This is a genomic window from Bacillus sp. SD075, assembly GCF_017355165.1.
In the GTDB taxonomy this organism is placed as follows: domain Bacteria; phylum Bacillota; class Bacilli; order Bacillales; family DSM-1321; genus Peribacillus.
In genome coordinates, this window is sequence record NZ_JADILK010000004.1 from 180,417 (window position 1) to 201,776 (window position 21,360).

Sequence of the window (21,360 nt, forward strand, 5' to 3'; positions counted from 1 at the left end):
CCCCTCCATTTTGAATGTGAATAAAGAAAAGTAATACTGTTCGGATCTAAAAACAGCGTCGAGAACATCTTCGTTTATCAAACCTTTATATGCCCAACCACCGTACCCTTTTTTGACCATATTCAAGAGCGTACCGCCTATTTCACATGTGATTACAGTTGAAAATGGCTCATTATCATTTCCTCCCACATTATTGGAATCGCTTACAAATTAATTCATGATAATTTTAACAGGATAAACTTAGTTTGTCTAATGAATATACTAAGTTTTCGTTTTATTTACACACTTGATCCATTCATTTTTTAAAAATGAACCAATCATTCTAGGGAATGAAATCCGTTGGTATCTTAAAACGGCAAGAAAACATTGCTTATCCATGCTTCGCCGTTTGGATGACCTGTGTGGGATTCGAACCACGACACCAAAACTTTTACCCACCTGTAAAAGAGAGAATTATTTCCTTCGGGAATAAAGCAGATGCATACAGAACACTCTTTTATCAATTTTAATTAGAACTTACTACTGGAAAAACCGGATTTAAGGATGATCATATTTTTTTCGACACATTCCATAGGGAAACCCTATTTAAAAATACTCCTTTTTTCTTTTAATATTTCCCCTTCGGCTAATTGGATAGTAGGAATAATTAAAAAGGGGTTTTTCCAGAAGGAAAAACCACTTTTTAATGTATTAGCGTTTTTCAATCACGGTTATCAATTCCCTTAAATAATCCGGTAGATCAGGCGGGCGTCTGCTTGATACAAGGTTTCCATCTACTACGACTGGCTTATCTATCCAAGTTGCTCCTGCATTTTCCATATCATCTTTAATGCCCGGTGTACTCGTTACATTCTTCCCTTGTAAAATTTTAGCGGAGATCAACACCCAACCAGCGTGACAAATTTGCCCGATGGTTTTTTTATTTTCTTCCATGCTTTGGATAAGTGATATCACTTCGGGAAACCGGCGAATTTTGTCAGGTGCCCATCCGCCCGGTACAAGAATGGCATCATATTCTTCAGCGTTAATACTGCCATACTCATAATCAGATATAGCTGGTACACCATATTTTCCAATGTATGTTTCATTCGCGCTTTCTCCAGCGAGGTGAACAATCGCCCCTTCTTCTTTTAATCGCAAAATCGGATACCAGAGCTCTAAATCTTCAAAATCATGGTGCACAAGACTGATTATTTTCTTTCCTGCTAATCTCATGAAAACCTCTCCTTCTTTCGTTCTATTGCCCTTTACCATTCTTCCCTACTACTTCCCTTTTTCTACTGCCTATACACTTCACATGCATTAACCGATGCATCAATATTCGGTCAAAAATCAACCTTTACCAAGTACAATCCAGCTGCCTCCGCCATGCGGCCCGTTTGGATTCTTTCTTTTGACTCTAAAATACTTGGTATATTTTCAGCATCTATTTCATTCAACCCAACTTCTATCAACGTTCCGACAATCTTTCTAACCATATTATAAAGAAAGCCATCGCCTTGCACCGTAATTTGGATGAAGCCGGCATTTTCTTCTATATCAATGGAATATATTTCACGCACCATGGATTTTTTTTTAGATTTTGCATTTGAAAAAGCAGTGAAATCATGTTCACCAATAAAATGTTGACATGCTTTTTTCATTTTTGTGATATCCAGCTTTTTCTCTACATGCATACTGTACTTTCGCATGAAAGGATTTGTATAAGGCTCGTTCCAGATCTTATACAAATAGGTCTTATCCTTGGCATTATAACGGGCATGAAAACGTTCAGGAACTAGCCTAACATCGACAATGCTTATATCTCTTGGTAAATATCTATTCAAATAATTCATGATTTCAGCTTCCGTCAGATTTTCACCAATCTTAAAATTGGCGATTTGTGCAAGGGCATGTACACCGGCATCCGTTCTGCTGCAACCGATGATTTCAATTTTCTCCCCTGCCATTTCCGTTAATACATTTTCTATTTTCCCTTGAATCGTATCGTCACTATTACCTAGTCGCTGCCAGCCCTTATAGCGCCCGCCATCATATTGAATGGTCAATTTATAATTGTTCATTGCTTCCTCCTTATTTTATTACTTATAGTCATCTAAACAGGTTCTTGATAAAATACAAGCCCCCATACAACTCCTGCTGTGTGAGGGAACAGATGGCCTTTCCTTAGAAACGCATGTGAAATGTTAAGTTGTTAATGGGTTTGCAGCATAAATGTAATGAGTTTTCCCCCTTTACTCCCTTACTTCCACAAGTCTACAGGAATGCAGCAAAAGGAGTCCCATTTTCAAGTTACGTTTGGATCACCCCAACACTTACAAGGACCATGATTTATGTAAAGATCATACTTCTTATCTATGCCATTCGATAGAAAATCCTAACTATCAAAGTGAAATGCACTTCTGCATAGTCTACCAAAGCGGCTAACGTCATGCAACGAACGATTCACCGTCACATGCAGTTTCTGTGCAACTTTGTGCGATGCATACACAACACATGAAAAAATAAATGGAAGAGAAAACAAAAAAAGACCCAAATCCTTGTGATATCAAGGATTTGAGCCTTTGTTAGTTGATGACCTGTGAGGGATTCGAACCCACGACCCCTTCCCTGTCAAGGTCTACTAATAAATTATTTACTGTTGCCTCTTGTTACCGATAGTGTCCATAAATCCTTATATATAAAGGATTTGTGGACATTTTTCAAAAGAAATTATTCTCTAGTTTTCGATAGTTATCTTCAGTTTGTTGCCAATTGGTTGCCACAGATACTCTTTTGCATCTCCACCCACCGGAAAAGGCGTGGCTGACGTTATGACAGTATGTATTTGGATTACTCATATATTACTGTCTTCCACACGACTGTAGTATATTTAAATACATAGAGATTAGTCGTGTTTTTCTATATAGCATCTTTTTATACTAAATGCCGAGGGCGGGTATTGTTTTAAACATTAAATATCTATCAGTCGCGCCCCTTGTATCCTGCCGGTGGCGTCTTTATATCTTGTGGCGCTGAAAGAATTGGCTTGCCTTTGAATACGGTTGGATCTACTTCAAATACACTTACCCCAACTTGATGATTCCCATGTATATGAGCAATTTGCCGTGCATATTTATTAAAAGGAGCTTGTGCAGTTGACCCTCCAAACTCGCCAGTATTTGCAAGTATTACTGGCTGATACATATGATAATGGAGCGCAGTAACCATATTGTCAAATGTTTGAACATCCTGATTCATAGCAGCTATAACAAACAGGTCTGAAACTTCCCTTAAATCTGCGACTAAAGATAAGTCCGTCGCATCATAGCAAATTGCACCTGTTACTCGAGTCTTACTTAGTCCACCATTGTTGAATTCAATTAAAACCTGATACGGTCTATAACTGTCAATGCCCATTTTTTTCTCTGATTTAGTCATATGCCTTTTCCCTTGGTAAACATAAGTAAATTCTCGACCCATAGGACGTTCAGATCGAAGGAGCCACAATGCCTGGTTAATCGGAGGCTTTGCAACATTCGGTTGAATAAATGTAAGCCCAGCAAAGATATTTGCCTTGGTTGCATCTGATAACCCCCTCAACAAATCGATATCATCCGGATGAACCGTCAATTCAGGAAAAACAATTAAATCAATATCCTTATCCCCCCTTGGGCTTAAATCTGTAGTTTGCTGTGCGGCCCGTGTTGCTTTAAGATGGCTATTTACTAAATTACAAATAGAAGCAATATGATTCCGATGTAGTGCACGAAAAGATGGTGTCCAATGAACAGGATCTTTCATATTAAAATCAGACATTTTTGGAAGAAGTGGTTGTACAACTGCTACCTGGATTTTCCCACCCTTGCCTAGTGTGCCAGTTTGGATGGGAAGTGTGTAAAAAGGCGTGTTGGATAGACGACCAAAGATTTTGCTTTGATAGGTAAGTCTGTTTTGTATAATACTTAAAAGATCTCCAGAATTTCGTACTTCTTCAAACTCATCAATCAATTCTCCCCATTGACGAATACCGGGCCATTGAAGCAATCTAATCAACAATTCACTTAGCCACGGAGAAATTGGGCTTGGTTCGCTAAGAAGTCCTCTTTGTTGTGTGCTTAAACCAAACCTACGGGTAAACCACGTGGATTTAACGCCTTTATATGAACTTGAATCTTGTTTCAGAAGATAAGTGTTTGAGGTATAATCATAATTACCTATGATACTCGAGCGCAAAATACTTCCTAGTACATATATCCATGAATATTTTTTTTTAACCCAGGATGGAATTTGATTTAAAGCAGAATTAGGTATATTTCCAAAAGATACCTTTAGAAAATCATCGTTTTGTTTAGGATTCTGAATCTCGTCCCAATCCTGGCATTTAACCATAATATCGCTAACCGTAGCGCCTTTTTTCAGTTTTTCTACTGCGTCCGGCTGTCTCAAAATGGACTGAGTAAGCAGCAATAATGCATTTTCTTGCTTAAAAGGATTAGATTCAGTTTGTATTATTCTCAATAAAGAAAGTTTATGATTTGATTTTAAATTAATTTCCTTCATTCCGTAAGGTTTTATTGCGTTTCTAATGTCAGCAGGAATTTCTTCTTTCCATTGAGACGTCATCAGCCGTTTGGACTTAAGGATCTCAGTCATTAAATCCGGACGGTTCATAAATACGATATTGATGGCACTCTTTCGGTTTTCTGATTCATCCTCTCTATTCAGCATTTCAATAAACCAAGATGCATATCTTTTAGGATTCGGATTGATTTGCTGATTAACTAACGCGATTGACACATATTTTTGCAATTCCCATGCCTTATTAGTACGATAAAGAGCAGCGTCTTGTAACATTGCATATTGTGTTAGCTCCGGGATATTCGAATCAATAATAAAGCCGTAATCTCCGATGGATATTAAGAATAATATTGCTTGTTGCTTAATATACCAAGGAGAATTAGAGTGATGTTCAAGAAGTTCTCTAGCAAAACTGGCGATTTCTTCTCTAAACTCTGGAAGATCTGCGGAATCAGGATAGATGGCTGCGACACGGTATCCTATATCTGTAGTAGCTGCTCTTAGTAAGTCGGCGGACACATATTCAGCCACTTTCATTTCACTTACATATGTATTTTCCTGGGATGGAGAATGCAACTTAGATTTCAATGCATCAATCACAGGAGTAAGCAACAAGGAATCAGGGTATAAATCTAGGGCACAGCGTAAGAGTAATGATAATGATGGATTTCCTGCCCAGCAAGCAATTAACTTACGCGCTGCCGTTTCGAATTCGTGGTCCAACATTTGACCAGCTGTCATATTATCAGACTCGGAATCAATATTCCCCAACTTCTCGGTTAAATCTGTCATACTTCTTCTAAGTCTAAGTGACTTAACCATTCGTGTTGCGACGAATCGCTTCAAGGTATCGTCGCGAACGTCAATATCAGGTGTTGAAATTTTGGATAAAACCAGTGGGCTGGATGTCACTGGTTCATCACTCACCAGTTGGTCTGACATTCTTAGTAAACCATCAAGGCCTCCCGCAGCCTGCCGTAATGACTCTACATCGGGAGTCCCACTTAATACACTCTGAAACATATTCATAAGCGATGACACACTGTTCTGATTCGATAACTGTCTGTGGGAAATTACTTTAGTTTTATCACTATTTAACTCCAAAGGTAACTTTGCTCCAATTTTTTTTTGGTATTGCTTTATTAAATCGTTTATCATATCTACCACGGAATTTTTCACGGTATCTACTTCAATTTCATTCGACACCTCAACCACCAGTCGAATATCATCCACATATCTACAATAATCGAGTAAAAGAAAAGCATTGTCCTCATATTTTTTGTTAATTCTATCTCCCACCATTTTATCAAAGCCAATAAGATAAGCATTGGAGTAGAAGCCGCTCGCTGTAAGACCTTGCGGAAGACCCTTGGGTAGCTCTTCTACGGACATAATATTGGCATTTTCTGAATCACTATTTGCCCAGTGCCATGAAAACACTTGCTCTGTTTTCTCCCAAAATGCCTTCTCATCCTTTGATTCGTCATCGCTTAGTTCCTCTCCTAGGTTAAATTCCGCAGAATAGCTGTGATATAACCTCTTTAGTTCACGAATAAGAGCTTTTGTATCTATATGATCATAAAATTCCTTTAAATCAAGCGAGACCACATACAAATTTTTATTAGGAGCAATAATTGAAGAATAATGCTGACAAATGCTTTTCGGCCTCAATAAAAAGGTTTTATAATCCTCATAATACTGGCGGTAACATCGGGAATTGCCCCACCCAAAATGAGCCTGTTTCCTTGTATGGGGATTTGTCTCCCAATCACAATGAAGTCGGTTTCCATAGCTGAAAATTTGTTGACGTTGGGCGGAAAGAAAATCTGATTCATCGGTTGGACCTTGAATCGTCTCAACTGCATCAGCTAAGCAAAGCATAACTGCGGTTGATATTGTCTGATCCTTTATCGACAGGTGTGCTAAAGGTCTTAACTTTTGGCCTATAATATCGCCTTCCTCATTAACCCGTTCAGGCCGCCAAGAATCAAAAGGTTCATTACTCTTCGATTCTAAGAAATGCCATTGTTTATTTTTAGGTGCCAATACTAACCGCATGGCATCCACTTCATAAAGTGTTTCTTTTAGATTTTTTGCCCAAGTCTTAATCCGATTTTCCAAATCAATAGTAGAACAATCTAATTCTAATATATCCGCATACCAGTTATGCGTTCGGATGTAGGAGTGTGATTTTTTCCAAGCTTGTGCGATAATGACTTCGTCGCTAAGGTATGATAGTCTTGGTGCAATTGTTTCATATTTTTCATTAATAATGGACATGTAGTCACCTCTGCGTTTTTCTATTAAACTTTTAAAAAAGTTTATATTATTAACTAATAGATAAATCTTCCAAAAACATTATATTCGATAAACCACTATAAAATCTATTTCAAATTAAAAATATCAACAATAATTGACATATATTAGAATAATCTACTTTACTTTGTACAATAATCTATTATCCCAATTTACACACCTCTTTTTTCTGAAAACTATCGAAAATTCCAAATATTAAACTTTTCCTTCAGCAGTGAACCTGCCCCTACCTTTTTAAATCTACCTAAAAAACATACTTCTAAGTTTATATTTCAAGAGAATAACCAGCTCTAATTACATTTGGAAGTGGATTTTAAATTTTTTTTATTTTTTTCTCTAGACCCTTGTCAACGCCAGAATTCAAATAATATAATGTGTGCGAATTAAATAAGTAAATTCAAATTAAATACCATTAAACCTAATATTAAAATAAGAGGAAAAAAAATTATTGCTAAAAACATCGAAGATTATCCAATGATTTTAACTGCTGTACACTTATCTGAAATCCTATCTACAGCTTGCGAATAAAGGGAACAAAGACGTTTCCACTAATTATAGGAAGAAAAAAAAGAGTCCTTTAGGATGTGTTTCCCCAATGACTCCTACAGCAACAAGTGAACCATTATCGAGTACACATAATACTATGAAGGCAGGAAAATGAAAGGTTCAATAAAAAGGAGGAAACATTTATTCATACATTTTTAATATATGGATTAAATAAAATTCTTATATTCTCAACCCTCTCTTCCGCTTTTTTGTTCTGATATCTACAATATGATCTTTCATCCTTTATAGTAGCTCTCGCATTTACCAAATACGGACCATTGTTTAAGGCATGATAGACCTCGTTTTCATAAAACCTTTCATTATCACAAGCATTCCATGTAACCATCCAATAGCTTTGATCGATATCTTCTAATAACTCATAAAAATATTTAGGTGTAGAGTTTTCCATAAAATTATTCCCTTTCTTCAAGAAATTAATGTGATTCGTTAGTCGTTTGTATATGTCTCCACTGCCCACATACACTGGAGACAATATATTTTGAGGATGCCATATTAAAATTACATATACTCCTCTTGTATTCTTGTTCAAATTTTTACCAATGCAATTACTTGATAAAGTGATTATAGGGGAATAACTAGGCATTCCAGTAAACAAAGGGAGCATACAATCTGTGGGTATACAAACTCCGGGTTTCATATCCATAAAGTGAAAATAAGAAAACTGTATGTCAACTGGTACTTGAACTTGATTCATAAATGTAGAAACTCCTTTTTTTAGATAATTACTTTAATTCTATCCAGATTTTATAAACGTATATACCCCAACCCACTATAGATTTCCCGGAATATTAAGTTATTTGGGGGAATCTATAGAAACTAGTCGAAATTAGCAGAAATGACCCAAAAACCCTTAGAAGGTATTCCTATATAATTTCTATCCATCAGTTACCACGGTAGAGCAAGATAGACTTTTAAATTACATCTGAAATAAAATAAGAGCATGGACAATTAATCCAAAATACACAGTTGTAAACAAGTTCACAAAAGATACCCAGTAGATATTTAACTTGATAAATAGTGATTAATTTGACGAAAAATCTAAATCTAAATCTAACAGTTAGGAGAAAATATGAACACGCCACAGTATACGAAAGCTATTATTAGTAACCAGTTAGTAGAAGTCACCCAACAATCATACCTCCCAACCACAGGTAGAACTTCTCAAGGAGGTCGCAAACCCTTCACAAATCAAAGTAAGGAGAACTATCAAGTAAATATTAAGAAAGGCATCAATCGTGCTCGTAAGCAAATTAGAAGACTACTAGAGTGTAACTTTACTGATCAATATGCATTTGTCACACTTACCTTTACACCATCCAAAGAAATAGATCTTACTGATATCAAAAGCTGTAATAAGATGTTTGCAGACTTTAAGAAGCGTCTTGCTTATTACTTAAAAACAAACAATCTACCCGACTTTAAGTATCTAGGTGTTACAGAGTTCCAAGACAAGAAACGACAGGGGGCAATACATTACCATCTTGTGTGTAACCTTACTGACATACCTTCAGACACCTTACAACAACTTTGGCAATATGGTTGGGTCAACAAAGCAATCACTCTATCCAACGCCGTAGCGAATGAAAAGATTGCTTTCTATTTAAATAAGGGAATTACTGACCCACGACTCAACGGTCACAAAAGATATTTCCATTCATATGGTCTAAAAAAACCTATCACTCTTGAAATAAAGAATCCAGCAGAGTTTTATAACTATCTTGATGATTGCCAGCCTACTCTAACAGACGGCAACACTTTTCATTCACCTTATACTGGAGAGACTAAATATGAACAATACTATGTTGAAAACACAAAGGAGCTACTCGAATATGTACAAGAACTTTGATGATTATCCAGAGATACTAAATGTGTCAGACATCCAAGAAATACTTGGTATTGGGAGAAAGCAGGCTTATGAGCTTTCTCATTCAGGAAAATTTCATGTGATAAAAATCGGAAAGCGCATTAAAGTGTCAAAAAACGTTTTATTAACCTGGATTGAAGGAGGCAACCAGCTATGAGAAAACAGACAAAATTAGTGGATTGTGGAGCAACCGTTTTTGTGTATGATTTTCAATGCAGTGGAAGCGAAGTTAAAGAGTTGCGATTTGAACGAGATGTATTCAATGGCAATATTACTAATATGAAAAGGTTACTCTTAACTAACTTTGTAAATGATATTTTGCTAGCAACCTTCTGTTTACGGATCTCGTTAAATGAATATGAAAAGGTTACAGACATATTAAATCAATTTGTCAGACATCTTAAAAGATCAAGTGGGCATCACGATATGAAATACCTAGCAGTTACAAAGCCTTCATCTGATAAGAATGAGGATCATGCATATATTCTTCTTATTACAGATATAGAGATCTACGAATTAACAAATGCATTAGATGATGATATCACTGAAGACCAGGAGGAAGAATACTTTGAAGGAATTTGGGGAGATGAATTATTTATTGATGTTTACTCCCCAGGAGAATTGATCGAAACCTTTACTTCTGCTTATAAAAAGTCGTTAAAGATTAATATCCTTGAAAAGTTTCCTAAAAGTTTTCGTAATAACCTCTTACAACCTTCAGTACTTTGGAACAAAGAAGCAGATACTTTCATAAATAATCATAACTTTTCTAAATATCCTGTACACCAATCATATGAAGTTTACGATAATTCATCTGGTTTTATAAAAATTAACGAATATTCTCTTTATGATACAAGCTCTTGCACAGAAGAGTGGGATTGAGGCTTTTATCTATAGACAATACAATATTGCCCCAAGTTTAAATCGAGGAACAAAGTTTTGGAGTTCATTGTTTAATAAAAATTTAGTTGACAGGTAGAATCAACAAATTGTAGGCAAAGAAATCAAAAAGTTATAGAATCAAGCTATTTGCTCTCTCACATTAAAAAGAAAAAGAACCACTCATCCTACCAAGATGGCAATGGTTCTTCTTTCATTCATCGATATATCTAAATACGAAAATTTGACATCATAACTCCCTGTCACTAACCTTCTTAAGCTTTTCTAATACTCCACGACCGCATATTGCCTTAAAAATATCCTAAGCAATTAATGCCATTCAAGCCGCACATTTTTTGAATGTTAACCAGACGGTATGGCCTTCACTTAACTTGCAGGAATCACTTATAAGAAAAGGCGGTGGGGCACCGATCATTAGTTGACTAAGGCTTTGTTATACCTACTACCCTTTCAAAATTCTTTCCTATTTTAAGAATTCACACCAACACTTTGTGACAGTTCTGTGAACGATTTTGTCCAAGGTAGAAAATCGCCATTTTAAGCGGTATATATAGATAGTGAGCACTTAGTGAAAGCAAACCCCCAAGTTCCTGTCAGTGAAGGGCAAACCCTCACGAGAAAAGGAACTCTTAGTGTAAGAAACAGGGATGATACAAATGGAATCTGCCTTGAGAGATAGGAGATAACAATCGGTGAGCGAATAGCATAGTGTATGACATGTCAGGTAGCACACTCACAAGGAAGGAACCTGTGAGAGAAAGGGAACTACCACTTAGCCGTAGTCTGCACTTTTATAAAGTACCACCCTAAGGTAAACTAAGACCAAAAGGTCAAAACCTTTCTATTCATTAAGGGTATATCGCTTATGGTAGAAGAAGAAGGTGAAAAGCATATTTCTAAATAAGCCATTATGAGTCAGGAAACAACTCTGGCCCGCCAGTAAGCAATGAGGAATGGTATATACTGAATAAAAGCTCGTAGCGAATGTAAACGAGAGAGAACGTGTCCCGCAGGACCATGCGGAATCAAGTAGCCGTAGGTTCATAATAAATGTGGTGAAAATTCTATCAGTATGAAATTATTTTGTTTACTACTTTACTTTCTGAAAAGGGAGCAAGCTACTATCTTTATCCTTTTTCTAAACAAAAACAAGAAAAGTAATTTACCTCTCTTGTTTTAACGATAAATGTTATTTACTTTTTATATGGAATCTGACAAGCTTCTCTTATATTAATGAACACCGAATCACTCTGCACATCGCTTCCTCATAGATTAATAAATGTCGGAAACTCAGGGATTACCAATTATAGTATTTTTATTTCTTAAATATGAATATCTCTTCCCTCATAGCTCGTTCTTCTACTACTTGCCTATTCTTTATCATATAAATATAAACCTTCTCCAACATGTCACCAAGGTCCTCTTAATGCTCTTCTTAAGGCATATAGTGCTCCTAGTTAGTGGGACTAGCAACATTCGTCCATAAACAGCTTCAATTTGGTGTGGCAAAGGCATAACATTTTTACCCTAATGCTCTTGTCTTTGCATACTTTGCTTCATTGCGGAGCGCATTGTACAATAAATAATGTTGAATATCTAATGGAGCAAGCTTCTGTTCAGTTGAATCTGACGCATTTATACACTCCATCGATGCAAATGCTTCCTTCTCCACTAATATCTCAAAGAATTGGTTTGATTTCTACCGATTGCCTCGACAAGGTAAAACACTTCGTCTATGGCTTCACATTTCTTAATCTCAACTGTTTCAAGAAACTGTGGTCCTCTTATTACATCTCCAGCTCTAAACATGAACATCCCCCTATAAAATTTCCCCTATTCAAATGAATAAGGGAAATTATCTTTTCAGCTCTACCATTGTCATATCGATGCTCTTTACTAGTTCAAATCTGTTTTCAGTCAAGTCCCCTACTTTTATATGGTAATCGAAAGGGAAGAATAGAGCATTGTTATTCATTAGTTCTAATGGCAGAATATGTGCATCAATACATGTCAGTAAAACTTCTGCTATTAGCTTTTTCAATTCTGGAGAATGTACCTCAATTTTTTTAGACAATGAATAAGAATGTTTTTTGTTAGGTTCAGTAATTCCCCAAGACTTAATACTTGTTAGTACAGCACTTGTTGCAACTTCTACCCTACGCCGTTCTCCGTAAAGGCTTTTCATCTTTCGACCTAAGACCTGGCTCGGCAGCGTATCCTGCATACGAAATTGAAGTCCCATCTCCCTAACTAAATCATAAAAAAATGGATATGCTAATATCGTCATGCACCAATGAAGTAAAACCCGTTCTTCCTGTTTTAAAACCGGGAACATCTTTAAAGCTTTTTCACGAATAGAAGCATGATTTTCCCCAACTAAAAACCATATTTTCATCAACATCGTAATTGCATTTTTTCGAGATTTTTCGCCTTGAATATCAGCCCGGAGAAAGTTATCCAATACGTCATACATTTCCTTACGCTCTAATCTTCTAGCTTCATTTGCTGTAAAGTCAAGGTGATGGAGCAGCACCTTCTGATCAAATCCTATTGGTTTAGCCATATTAACCTACCTCTTACTTAAAATATTACTTTTATAAATGGAACAATAACTTCCTCAATACTGATACCACCATGGCTCATAATCGTCTCTCCACGATTAACAAATGCAGTACCATTCTTAGCTAAGAGTACATGAAAATGATCTGGCAAGCCACTATCGTTCCATTTCAATGTTTGATCATACTTTTCAGCTGCAAAGTCTCTTAACTCTTTTGAATCATAAATTCTAACACGTTCACCCTTCGTTTCAGCAAGAACTCCTTCAGAAATACGACCAATTCCAACACTCTCTCGATTACCATGATCTGCAGTTATATAGATAGTGAATCCTGCTTCCTTCAGGTCTTTAATCAAACGATATAGATAGTTGGTTTCTAACCATATCCTTAACTCAGAAGACACACTTCTTGCTCCTTGTACGGCACCATGTAACATACGATCTACAATATCAATTACAGCACCATACACCCTTACATTTGGCTGTTTTAATGGCAAAATATTTTCCTTTTCATATGTTTCTTGACCAAGACTTCTTTGATAAGTAACATTATTACGTGGTACACCCTGATCCTCCCAAAAAGTATTCCATAATGCAGATTCTTTGTTAGTGGTAGAGATCGAGTTAGCAAAATAAAATGGCTTCATTCCTGAAAAAATAGATTGCCGAGACACCGATGTTAATGTCGGAACCCAAGCAAATACTCCATGTTCTTCAAAAGCTAATCCTTCCCTAATCAATTCCTCTCGAATTTGAGCCCACTGAACAAAGCCCACCCCATCCATGACAAGTAAAGCTAACTTATTTTCCTGTTGTGTCGCTAAATAATGAGGAATATGGTGAACCATCTTAGGCAATGGCAAATGCGGTAAGGTACTAAGAGAGCCATAATTCTGCAACATCCATTTTTCAAATGGTACTTCAAATTGATTAGAAATTTCAGCGACTTCCTGGGTGTATGTCCCGGTTAATATAGCTCGGTTCTTAAACTGTCCGTATAATTCAGCAAGCTTGTTCCATTCCTTATAGCGATAATCGTTGAAAGTCGACTCTTTCAAACGTTTATATAAGTGTTCTAACTGTGTTGTATCAGTTCTTTTCGTATCTATCTTCATTCCAACATGCATCCAAGCAGGTAAACCGTTAGCTGGAAGACCGGCTACTGGCTGAAGTAAGCCTTCTCCGAACAAATTATCTAATATGCCTTTAATATATGGGGTTGTGAAGGGATGAGCTTCATAATACCCTGCATCCTCAGTCGCAACTCCACTTTGTGCCACTGCTAAATTATGAACTTGATGTACAAAGGTACTCCATTCTGTTTCAAGATAGCTATAGAAAAAAGAAGATGAGAAAACAAGCTCCTTGATCGGTAGTTCTATCAAATCCTTCTTCTGCTTAAGTGTGTCCACGATATACTCTTTCACGACATCTGGAATGAAATCTAATTCGTAATGAATGGTAAGCAACAGCTTCCATAGCTCCGCACGTGTATACACTAAATCATAAGGCAATCTATAAATATGCTTGGTTAGAAAATCTCGAGTATCTTTATTAGAAGAAGAGCCTTGATACCGCTCTTGGGCGGCATACAAGGCATCAAATACTTCTACATCAAGCTGTCTTATAATCTGTGCTGAAAACTTTGAAAAGATGTTGGCTAAATCAAGTCGAACCCGCTGACCAGACTGCAGTAAGTCATAGGGAAACACATTATAGTCTTGCCCCTCCGCTCTGACAAGCAGACAGCCATCTCTCTGGTCAATTCTAGTTCGATACTCACGCTCAAATTCATAACGAAAAAGAATGCTATCATTAAAATTGACCACTTGTATATTCTCTTTCTGTAAGCTTGTTAAAATCAGCTCATCTAATAGCAATTGATCACGATCAAGAACAAGATACAAAGGGTTGTTTTGATTAAATTGTCTTAAAACTTGAGTTTGCCAATTCGTCATCTTTATTCCCCTCGTCTTTACTTATAGTCCTAGCCTGATTTGAGCATTATCGTAATACATAAGCAACTTATCATCCTCTTGAATCACACTTTCAGGAAGACGCCCACCGACTGTCGTAATCTTTTGGTAATCCTTATCGCTCCATGCCTTTTTAAACCCAGCTCGAATTGCTTCTGTACGGAATTGCTTCAGCTTCTTCTTGCTGTTTTCAAGCTCTTGAATATAACCTTCAAATTCACGTAACAATGATTTCTCGCGCAACTTCTCCAAATCCGCTTGCTTATTTGGATCCGGAACATACCAACGGTTTAATGCTTTTTCCTTCAACTTTGAATCACTATTGTCTAAGCCACGTAAATCCTTATAATTTTTACGCAAATAGCTAGCAATTTGATCAGGAACAGTATCATCACCTTCATAACGAAGGAAATTTTGATATAGTAAATCATCTAACTCAGGCAATATTTCATGCTTAGCAATATGTTGTATCTCTCTCATAAAACTTGGATGTAAATCCTGACGAGTCTGTGGTTTTTTCATTAGTTGTTGACGAATCCACTCTATAGCACTCGTTTCATCTGTTACAAATAGACTCATTTGAGCAAATTCTTTTACAAGAGTACGTTTTTTATCGTATTCTGCCACTTGACTTTCCAAAAACGCCATTCCGTCACGCATTGGGAATCGTTGGACAACACCCGCCTGGAAATCGGCAGATGAAATAGGAACTGGTAATCCATTTTGAACATGATATGCAACCATGCGATCAAATAAGATACGAGGTGTACGCTCCGCAATAATCGAAGCTTCACCTTTTGAACCTAGGAATTTAGGTAACTGTTGCAAATGTTGTTCAACAAAGATCCAAGCTGAATTTACTGTATTTTTCTCTGATAACATCCTTTTAACATTTTCTGTTGAAGGCTTGTATGCTGAAATAACTAAATCTTGTTTTACAGCAGTAGTTGTAATCATGGCATGAAAGCCACCGCGTTGTTTATTAAGTGCATCGACACTAGCGATAATGAATCCAGATTCTTGCAAAGCATGCTGAATAGCATTCCATACACTTGCTTGTGTATTAGAGAATTCTACAGTAATCCATCTATTAGGCTTTAAGATTCTATAAGCTTCTTTAAAGCTCTCTATTATTAATTTTGAATAATCATTAAGACTTTTTCCTTGAGCCTTATTTTCGATAGCTTCTTTTTTATTGTTAGTAAGAACTTTTAACCAAGATTCTCTAGCAAAACTTAATTCAGAATACATGATATTAGCCCCGAAAGGAGGATCAATAAATATATAATCAACACTTTCAGATTTAACATCTATTTTAGTACTACTTTGAGTAGAGATAACATTACCTGAATATTCATTCCAAGCATTTATAATCTTATTAAGCTGAAATCTAATTTGCGAGAAAAAATTATTTTCAACAGATAGGGGTGGGAAATATAAAGCATTAGCCATTGGACCAACCAAAGCTCTAAACCCTTTCTCTTTACTAGCATACTGAGGCATATACCGATTCATTTTGGTCATTTTGGGAAGGACACTTCCTAATAAGAATTGACCTTCATTATAATTATTGGTTTTTGAAATAGTTTCTAAATAATTTGCGATAATTAATATAACTCTTTCCATATAAAAATGATGAACTTTATTCATGCCTAGCCGTAAAGGTTCAATAGTCTTGATTCCATTATATACTTCAGTAGGTTTTATTTTGTTAAAACTGATATCTAGCTCTAAGATATCAAGAATTTTCTTATCTAATTTTCCTGGTCTCTTATCTTTTCTTCCTCTATCTGTATTATAGTTAACTTTAATTAGTGACGATTTTGGCTGACTAATTAATTTTGCATCTATTAAATCTCGTTTAGTATGGAAAACTCTTTCTAAATTCTTTTTTTCATGTTCAGCATTACAATGGGGACATACTAAATTTTTTTTAATAGATTTTTCATCTTCATTTACATTTGCATCCCAGTATGTAATTTCTTCCGTGCAGTTACTACAAATATAAATTTCACTCCAAATAAAGTAATTAGTAGTGGTTAATAACTTGCTATATCTATTGACGAACTCCTTGATGTCCGAAATAGATTTTATATTTTCAATTTCTTTTTGTAACTCTAATTCATCTTCCTCATTGAGAAAGGTTTTGTATAACCATATAAAATCTGCTTCTAATTTATCTAATAAATTGAATAAATAATTTGCACTAGTTTCTTTGTTAGATTTTTTATTGTAGTTTTGTGTGATAAAAGTAGCAGCTGGAGAAATATCATTTAAAATAGTTCGCCTATATCCTATTTTAGAAAAGGCAACTTTATCCTCATTAATAATTGATTTGCCTTTTAAAATATAACCTAAGGATTGAATTTCTTCTTTACTCTCACATAATTCACTAGCTAACCCCGTCATTCCTGAGCCACAAAAACCGTCATAGATAATATCTCCTGGGTTAGTATAGTGAAGTATATATCTCATTATTGCCTTGTGTGGAACTTTAGTGTGATAACTGTGAGCATTATAAATAGTATTATTTTTGCCTTCACTAATATCTGTAGCAAATGGTTCTCTGTGATACTCTTCCTCTAAATTCCGCCCATATTTAGTTACTTTTTCTTTTTCCCATTCCTCAATAAAATCGTTAATCCATGGATTCGGACAAGCTGTGTAATAAGGTGGATCAGACAAAGCAACAATATCCTCATCATCACCAATAGGAAACCCCTCAATCTTCTTTAATTCCGGCAATTTCTTTCTTAGCTCTTCTCTATAATAAGCTTTCCGCTCTTCATCATTCCTAAAAGTCATGCCTAAGCAGACAACCGATTGGTCGTCAGCTTGGGCGTCGTTATTTAAAAATGAGAGCTGTTCCGTTTCTTTTGACATTACACTCTTCACCTCATTATTTTTTCAACATCACACGTATACGATTTGTTGGTTGATTCCCTACCGTCTCTTGTATCATCGTCTCAAAGCGCTTACGAAGTTCTTCTACTGTCAAAGGACTTCCGTTAGCCATCATGCTTGTAATTTGTTCTAATGTGATTTCTACCTTATTAATCCCCTTCAACAGATCATTGATTGCTTGAATCAAACGTAAGTCAATTGGCATTGTAAAAGACTGCTGTGTGATGAATTGCTGTACAAGCTCCTGCTGCTCTGGTCTTAGTAATACAGTGTTTTCCTTAACCGCTGAATCATTAAAGTTATTTAACAACGTGCTGACCCAGTTATTTAGTAGTTCACCTAATTCATCTTCCAATGTCTCAAGCTTAAACTGATTGATAGCTGTTTCTTCCTTCGGTCTAAACTTACAATGCGGACATGTTGCTGTATGTTGTAAGTCTTCACGTTTCAATTGATAGCAGGCTCTTAAAGATTCAATTTTGTTTTGCCAATCCGTTAACACTTGGCTTGGAAGAATATCAATTTTTTGTGACAGCTCTCTCATAGCCTTTAAGCGCTGATTATTTAACAGACTACTTTTCTTCATATCTTCTGTAGCGTTAAGCCTAGATTTATCATGTAGTTCCATATACAAATCAATATACTCTTCTTTTAACCCTTCAATAGCACGAACTTCATTACTATAATCTTGTCCTTCTTTTAACACAACAGAAAGGTCATATAGTGCAGCTTCAACTTTCTCATTCCATTCATGATTTCGATCCAAATGAAGCTTTGCCTGAGCTAGATAATTCGCAACATTTGTGTATTCTTTAACCTTCGCTTCTAGTCCTTCTAATTTATCTAGTGCATGTAGATTATCAACTTGTGATTCAATATCATCCGCTGAAAACTTAAGATTATGCAATTTAGCTGGTGTATCATACCTTTGAATACCTTCTAAAAACTCTTTCAATTGCTCTAACTGCTGTACATACTCTTGGACTTCTGTTGTCGTAAACAATGTGCCTTCCCAAATTGGCAAACCCGTTCGAATAGTAGGAATCATACGCACTACTTTCTGAACTTTATCACGAGCATTTCCAATAACTAAACGTATACCATGTGTTAAGTTTGCTTCCTCAAGATTTGGAATCTGCACATCGAATAGATTAAACAATGCATTGATTGCTGCAGCAGGAAGTCCACTTGGTTTTTTCACATGACTAAAATATGTGAGTTGTCCTAATGGTAATCGGGAAAATTCTGCATAGTTCATCGCATCATATGGTTTTCCACTTACAGTAACCACTAGCTCACCACTGTATACTAATGCAGCCAGTACAACGGCAAATAACTCGGGCTCCATTTTATATTGAATCGTATAGCGAACATCCTCTGTCCCTTTAATGGTGACCGTTTCTAGTATTTCGTTGGCATTTAAAACTTGTCCATGCTCTTTCACGTCTAATTGATCAAGAACCCACCTAGCGTAGCCAGACTGACGGACATTTAACTTGCCATTTTGATCAAGTAACACTAATCCATCCAGTATGGCAGCTCCCTGTCTCGTTTCTTTACCCGAAATTTGCTGCAATGCATCTGCCACATAAGTTGACAAGTTGTCTTTATTTAAATAAGTAGTTTGAATATTTCTAAATTTTGGATATTCAGGATATTTTTCTTCAAACCAATCGGTGAGTAAACCTTCTGCAACAGAGTTTACAATTTCAATAACAGTCGCATTGGGTTGAAGAAATATACCAAATTCTAATATGTTGGCTGTTTTTCCACGATAAATAATATCAAAAACATGCACAAAATTTTCATTCAACCAGGTGACAAGCTTTTTAAAGAAAGAAGCAGATTTTGACTCATATAATCGTTTTGTAGCGGATGTTGCCGAAATCTCCATCTCTCTTGCTCCGGCATACATTTTCAGTAAATGAACAAATTGTTCATCTTTAACAGAGAGCTGAAAGAATACCTCATCTGACTTTTGTTCATCCTTGAATTTCACGACACTAAACGGCTTTAGCATATAAATATAGAAATCTCTCTCAGGTTGAGCCGTCGAGCGTTCATTCGGTGCACCAAAGAATAAATAACCTTGGCGAGTAACTTTATGAGCTTCCCAAGGCAAATTGTGCTTCCAAATTTTATATCCCGTCACATATGTATTATCCACCACTTGTGTCGCTTGCTTAAGTACATCATAATAGTAGCTATCCAACTTATCGTCTTCAATCGTTTCTGCCTTCTGGTCAATCAAATCATCAACAGCAATATCCTTTTTCAAATCTAAAAAGTACTGTCCATTGCTTTCATTCGTCGAGATGTACTGAAAACTGACTGTCTTTAAAATCTCACGCAATGCCGCCTCCACCGTTGTTTTTAGAAAGTCTGACGGATTATCATCTTCTAACAGCATATCTAAGCTCATTGTGGAGTATAAAAACAAATCATCACGAAGCTCCTCAGGAGTCAAGCCCACCTTATCGAAAATATCACTTGTTGCGAGACGATACACAGCTAAAGCGTTCACGATTCGGATAGCCATTGGTTGATACATTTTTTTTGTAAAGGCATTTTGAATGCGATCCTTCAAAATACGTGATTTATCTAGGACTTCACGGATGTCTGGATTACTTTTATAAGAAGGGTCTTCCTCGATAAATTTCCAGTAGTTATCGTAAGAGATTAGACCAGGTGCCCCCTCAGGTATATCCTCTTCAAGTATTCGTTTAATTTCACTACTTATCGTCTTTAAGGCCACCCTCTTCTCAGCAACGTTTACCTTTTCAAAAGTAGCTAAATAGGCTGGATGAATTGGATATAAGTTCACATATGTATCTAAATCTTCATTTAATCGATGGTATAGAGAAGAAAACTTACTTAAATGTTCTCGAATTAAAGCTTTCTGTTTTTCATCCTTCTTGAGCAAACGCTGCGATACAACATATGCTATATCCTCTCGAACAATACGAACTTGCTCAAAGCGCTCTTTTACACGACGAAGTGAATCTGCCACGAAACTAAACTTCGGATTGTCAAATAACATCTCCTGGATACCAGCAATAAAACGCAAACGTGTTTTGCTACAGACTTCTCCGACTTCACGTAAGAACCCAAGATCCAAAGTCAGTTCCTGTTCTTTACGACCCCTCAAATAATCCAAAAGCTCATCCACTACAAGTAGAAGTCCATGTTCAGGGTATATTTCATGGAACAGCCCGATCATTTCAGTTAACGCATCTTTGTTATTTCTTATCTGATTCACAGGAGGAAACTTAAAATCCACACCTATATCGTATAGGCCTTCTTCTATAGCTTCACACAAAATGTCACGTAAAGATGTACGAACACCACCAATTTCTGTCCGAATGACTTTGAATTGTCCTTCAATCTCCTTAGCTTTATTAGCTACTCTTTCATCTTGAATATGATTGCTAGCACCTTCTAGCTCTGCAATTGTTGATAGCACACTCATTAAATGCGATTTACCAGTTCCATAGTTACCAACAATAAACAACCCTTTGTTATCTACTGGTCGATGAAATTGAAGTTGATTAATGACAGCTTCGTCTAGCTGTTCAGACATTCTTTCGGAAATCACATATGTATCAATTAGTTGAAACGCTCGCTCTTTATCATTAGCATCCGTCAAATGTATAACAGATTCAATTGGTTCAAATTGAACTAAATCCCGGTACTTCATCTGAATATTCCCCTCT

General features: G+C 36.2%; 12 protein-coding genes. 3 read left to right on the forward strand and 9 right to left on the reverse strand.

The genetic code is table 11. The annotated features are described in order from the left end of the window. Positions 1–690: 690 nt before the first annotated feature. The 4 genes from IOC57_RS05385 to IOC57_RS05400 form a co-directional block, all read right to left on the reverse strand. Positions 691–1,215: a type 1 glutamine amidotransferase domain-containing protein gene (locus tag IOC57_RS05385; RefSeq protein WP_207437741.1), complete on the reverse strand. Its 525-nt coding sequence runs from the start codon at positions 1,213–1,215 to the stop codon at positions 691–693. A gap of 110 nt (positions 1,216–1,325) precedes the next feature. Then, entirely contained in the window at positions 1,326–2,063 is a 738-nt protein-coding gene (gene truA / locus IOC57_RS05390; protein ID WP_207437742.1) for a tRNA pseudouridine(38-40) synthase TruA, read from the reverse strand. Between the two features lie 901 nt (positions 2,064–2,964). Further along, the gene (locus IOC57_RS05395) at positions 2,965–6,840 is read right to left on the reverse strand and encodes an RNA-directed DNA polymerase (protein ID WP_207437743.1); all 3,876 of its coding nucleotides are present in this window, start codon (positions 6,838–6,840) and stop codon (positions 2,965–2,967) included. 727 nt (positions 6,841–7,567) lie between these two features. Next, positions 7,568–8,137 carry a hypothetical protein gene (locus IOC57_RS05400; protein WP_207437744.1) on the reverse strand — a complete coding sequence of 190 codons (570 nt, stop codon included), beginning with the start codon at positions 8,135–8,137 and terminating at the stop codon, positions 7,568–7,570. A gap of 375 nt (positions 8,138–8,512) precedes the next feature. On the opposite strand from IOC57_RS05400, the gene IOC57_RS05405 reads away from it, so the two are divergent. From IOC57_RS05405 to IOC57_RS05415, 3 genes are read left to right on the forward strand one after another with little or no spacing between them, the layout of a single operon-like run. Then, entirely contained in the window at positions 8,513–9,289 is a 777-nt protein-coding gene (locus tag IOC57_RS05405) for a rolling circle replication-associated protein (protein WP_207437745.1), read from the forward strand. Then, entirely contained in the window at positions 9,273–9,464 is a 192-nt protein-coding gene (locus IOC57_RS05410) for a helix-turn-helix domain-containing protein (RefSeq protein WP_286184546.1), read from the forward strand. The genes IOC57_RS05405 and IOC57_RS05410 overlap by 17 nt, the downstream gene beginning before the upstream one ends. Further along, positions 9,461–10,189, forward strand: coding sequence for a hypothetical protein (locus IOC57_RS05415; RefSeq protein WP_207437746.1), 729 nt, complete (start codon positions 9,461–9,463; stop codon positions 10,187–10,189). The genes IOC57_RS05410 and IOC57_RS05415 overlap by 4 nt, the downstream gene beginning before the upstream one ends. A 1,540-nt stretch (positions 10,190–11,729) precedes the next feature. Here the strand turns inward: IOC57_RS05415 and IOC57_RS25705 are convergent. The 5 genes from IOC57_RS25705 to IOC57_RS05435 form a co-directional block, all read right to left on the reverse strand. Next, on the reverse strand, positions 11,730–11,855 hold the full coding sequence (locus IOC57_RS25705) for a hypothetical protein (protein ID WP_286184547.1): 126 nt from the start codon (positions 11,853–11,855) through the stop codon (positions 11,730–11,732). Between the two features lie 207 nt (positions 11,856–12,062). After that, entirely contained in the window at positions 12,063–12,770 is a 708-nt protein-coding gene (locus IOC57_RS05420; RefSeq protein WP_207437747.1) for a hypothetical protein, read from the reverse strand. A 17-nt stretch (positions 12,771–12,787) separates the two neighbouring features. Beyond that, complete coding sequence (pglZ, locus tag IOC57_RS05425; RefSeq protein WP_207437748.1) at positions 12,788–14,725, reverse strand: BREX-3 system phosphatase PglZ; 1,938 nt, start codon at positions 14,723–14,725, stop codon at positions 12,788–12,790. A 21-nt stretch (positions 14,726–14,746) separates the two neighbouring features. Next, positions 14,747–17,626, reverse strand: coding sequence for a DNA methyltransferase (locus IOC57_RS05430; protein ID WP_207437749.1), 2,880 nt, complete (start codon positions 17,624–17,626; stop codon positions 14,747–14,749). Positions 17,627–17,642: 16 nt separating this feature from the next. Further along, positions 17,643–21,344 (reverse strand): DUF6079 family protein, encoded by a 3,702-nt coding sequence (locus IOC57_RS05435; protein ID WP_207437750.1) that lies wholly within the window; start codon positions 21,342–21,344, stop codon positions 17,643–17,645. Between the last annotated feature and the right edge of the window lie 16 nt (positions 21,345–21,360).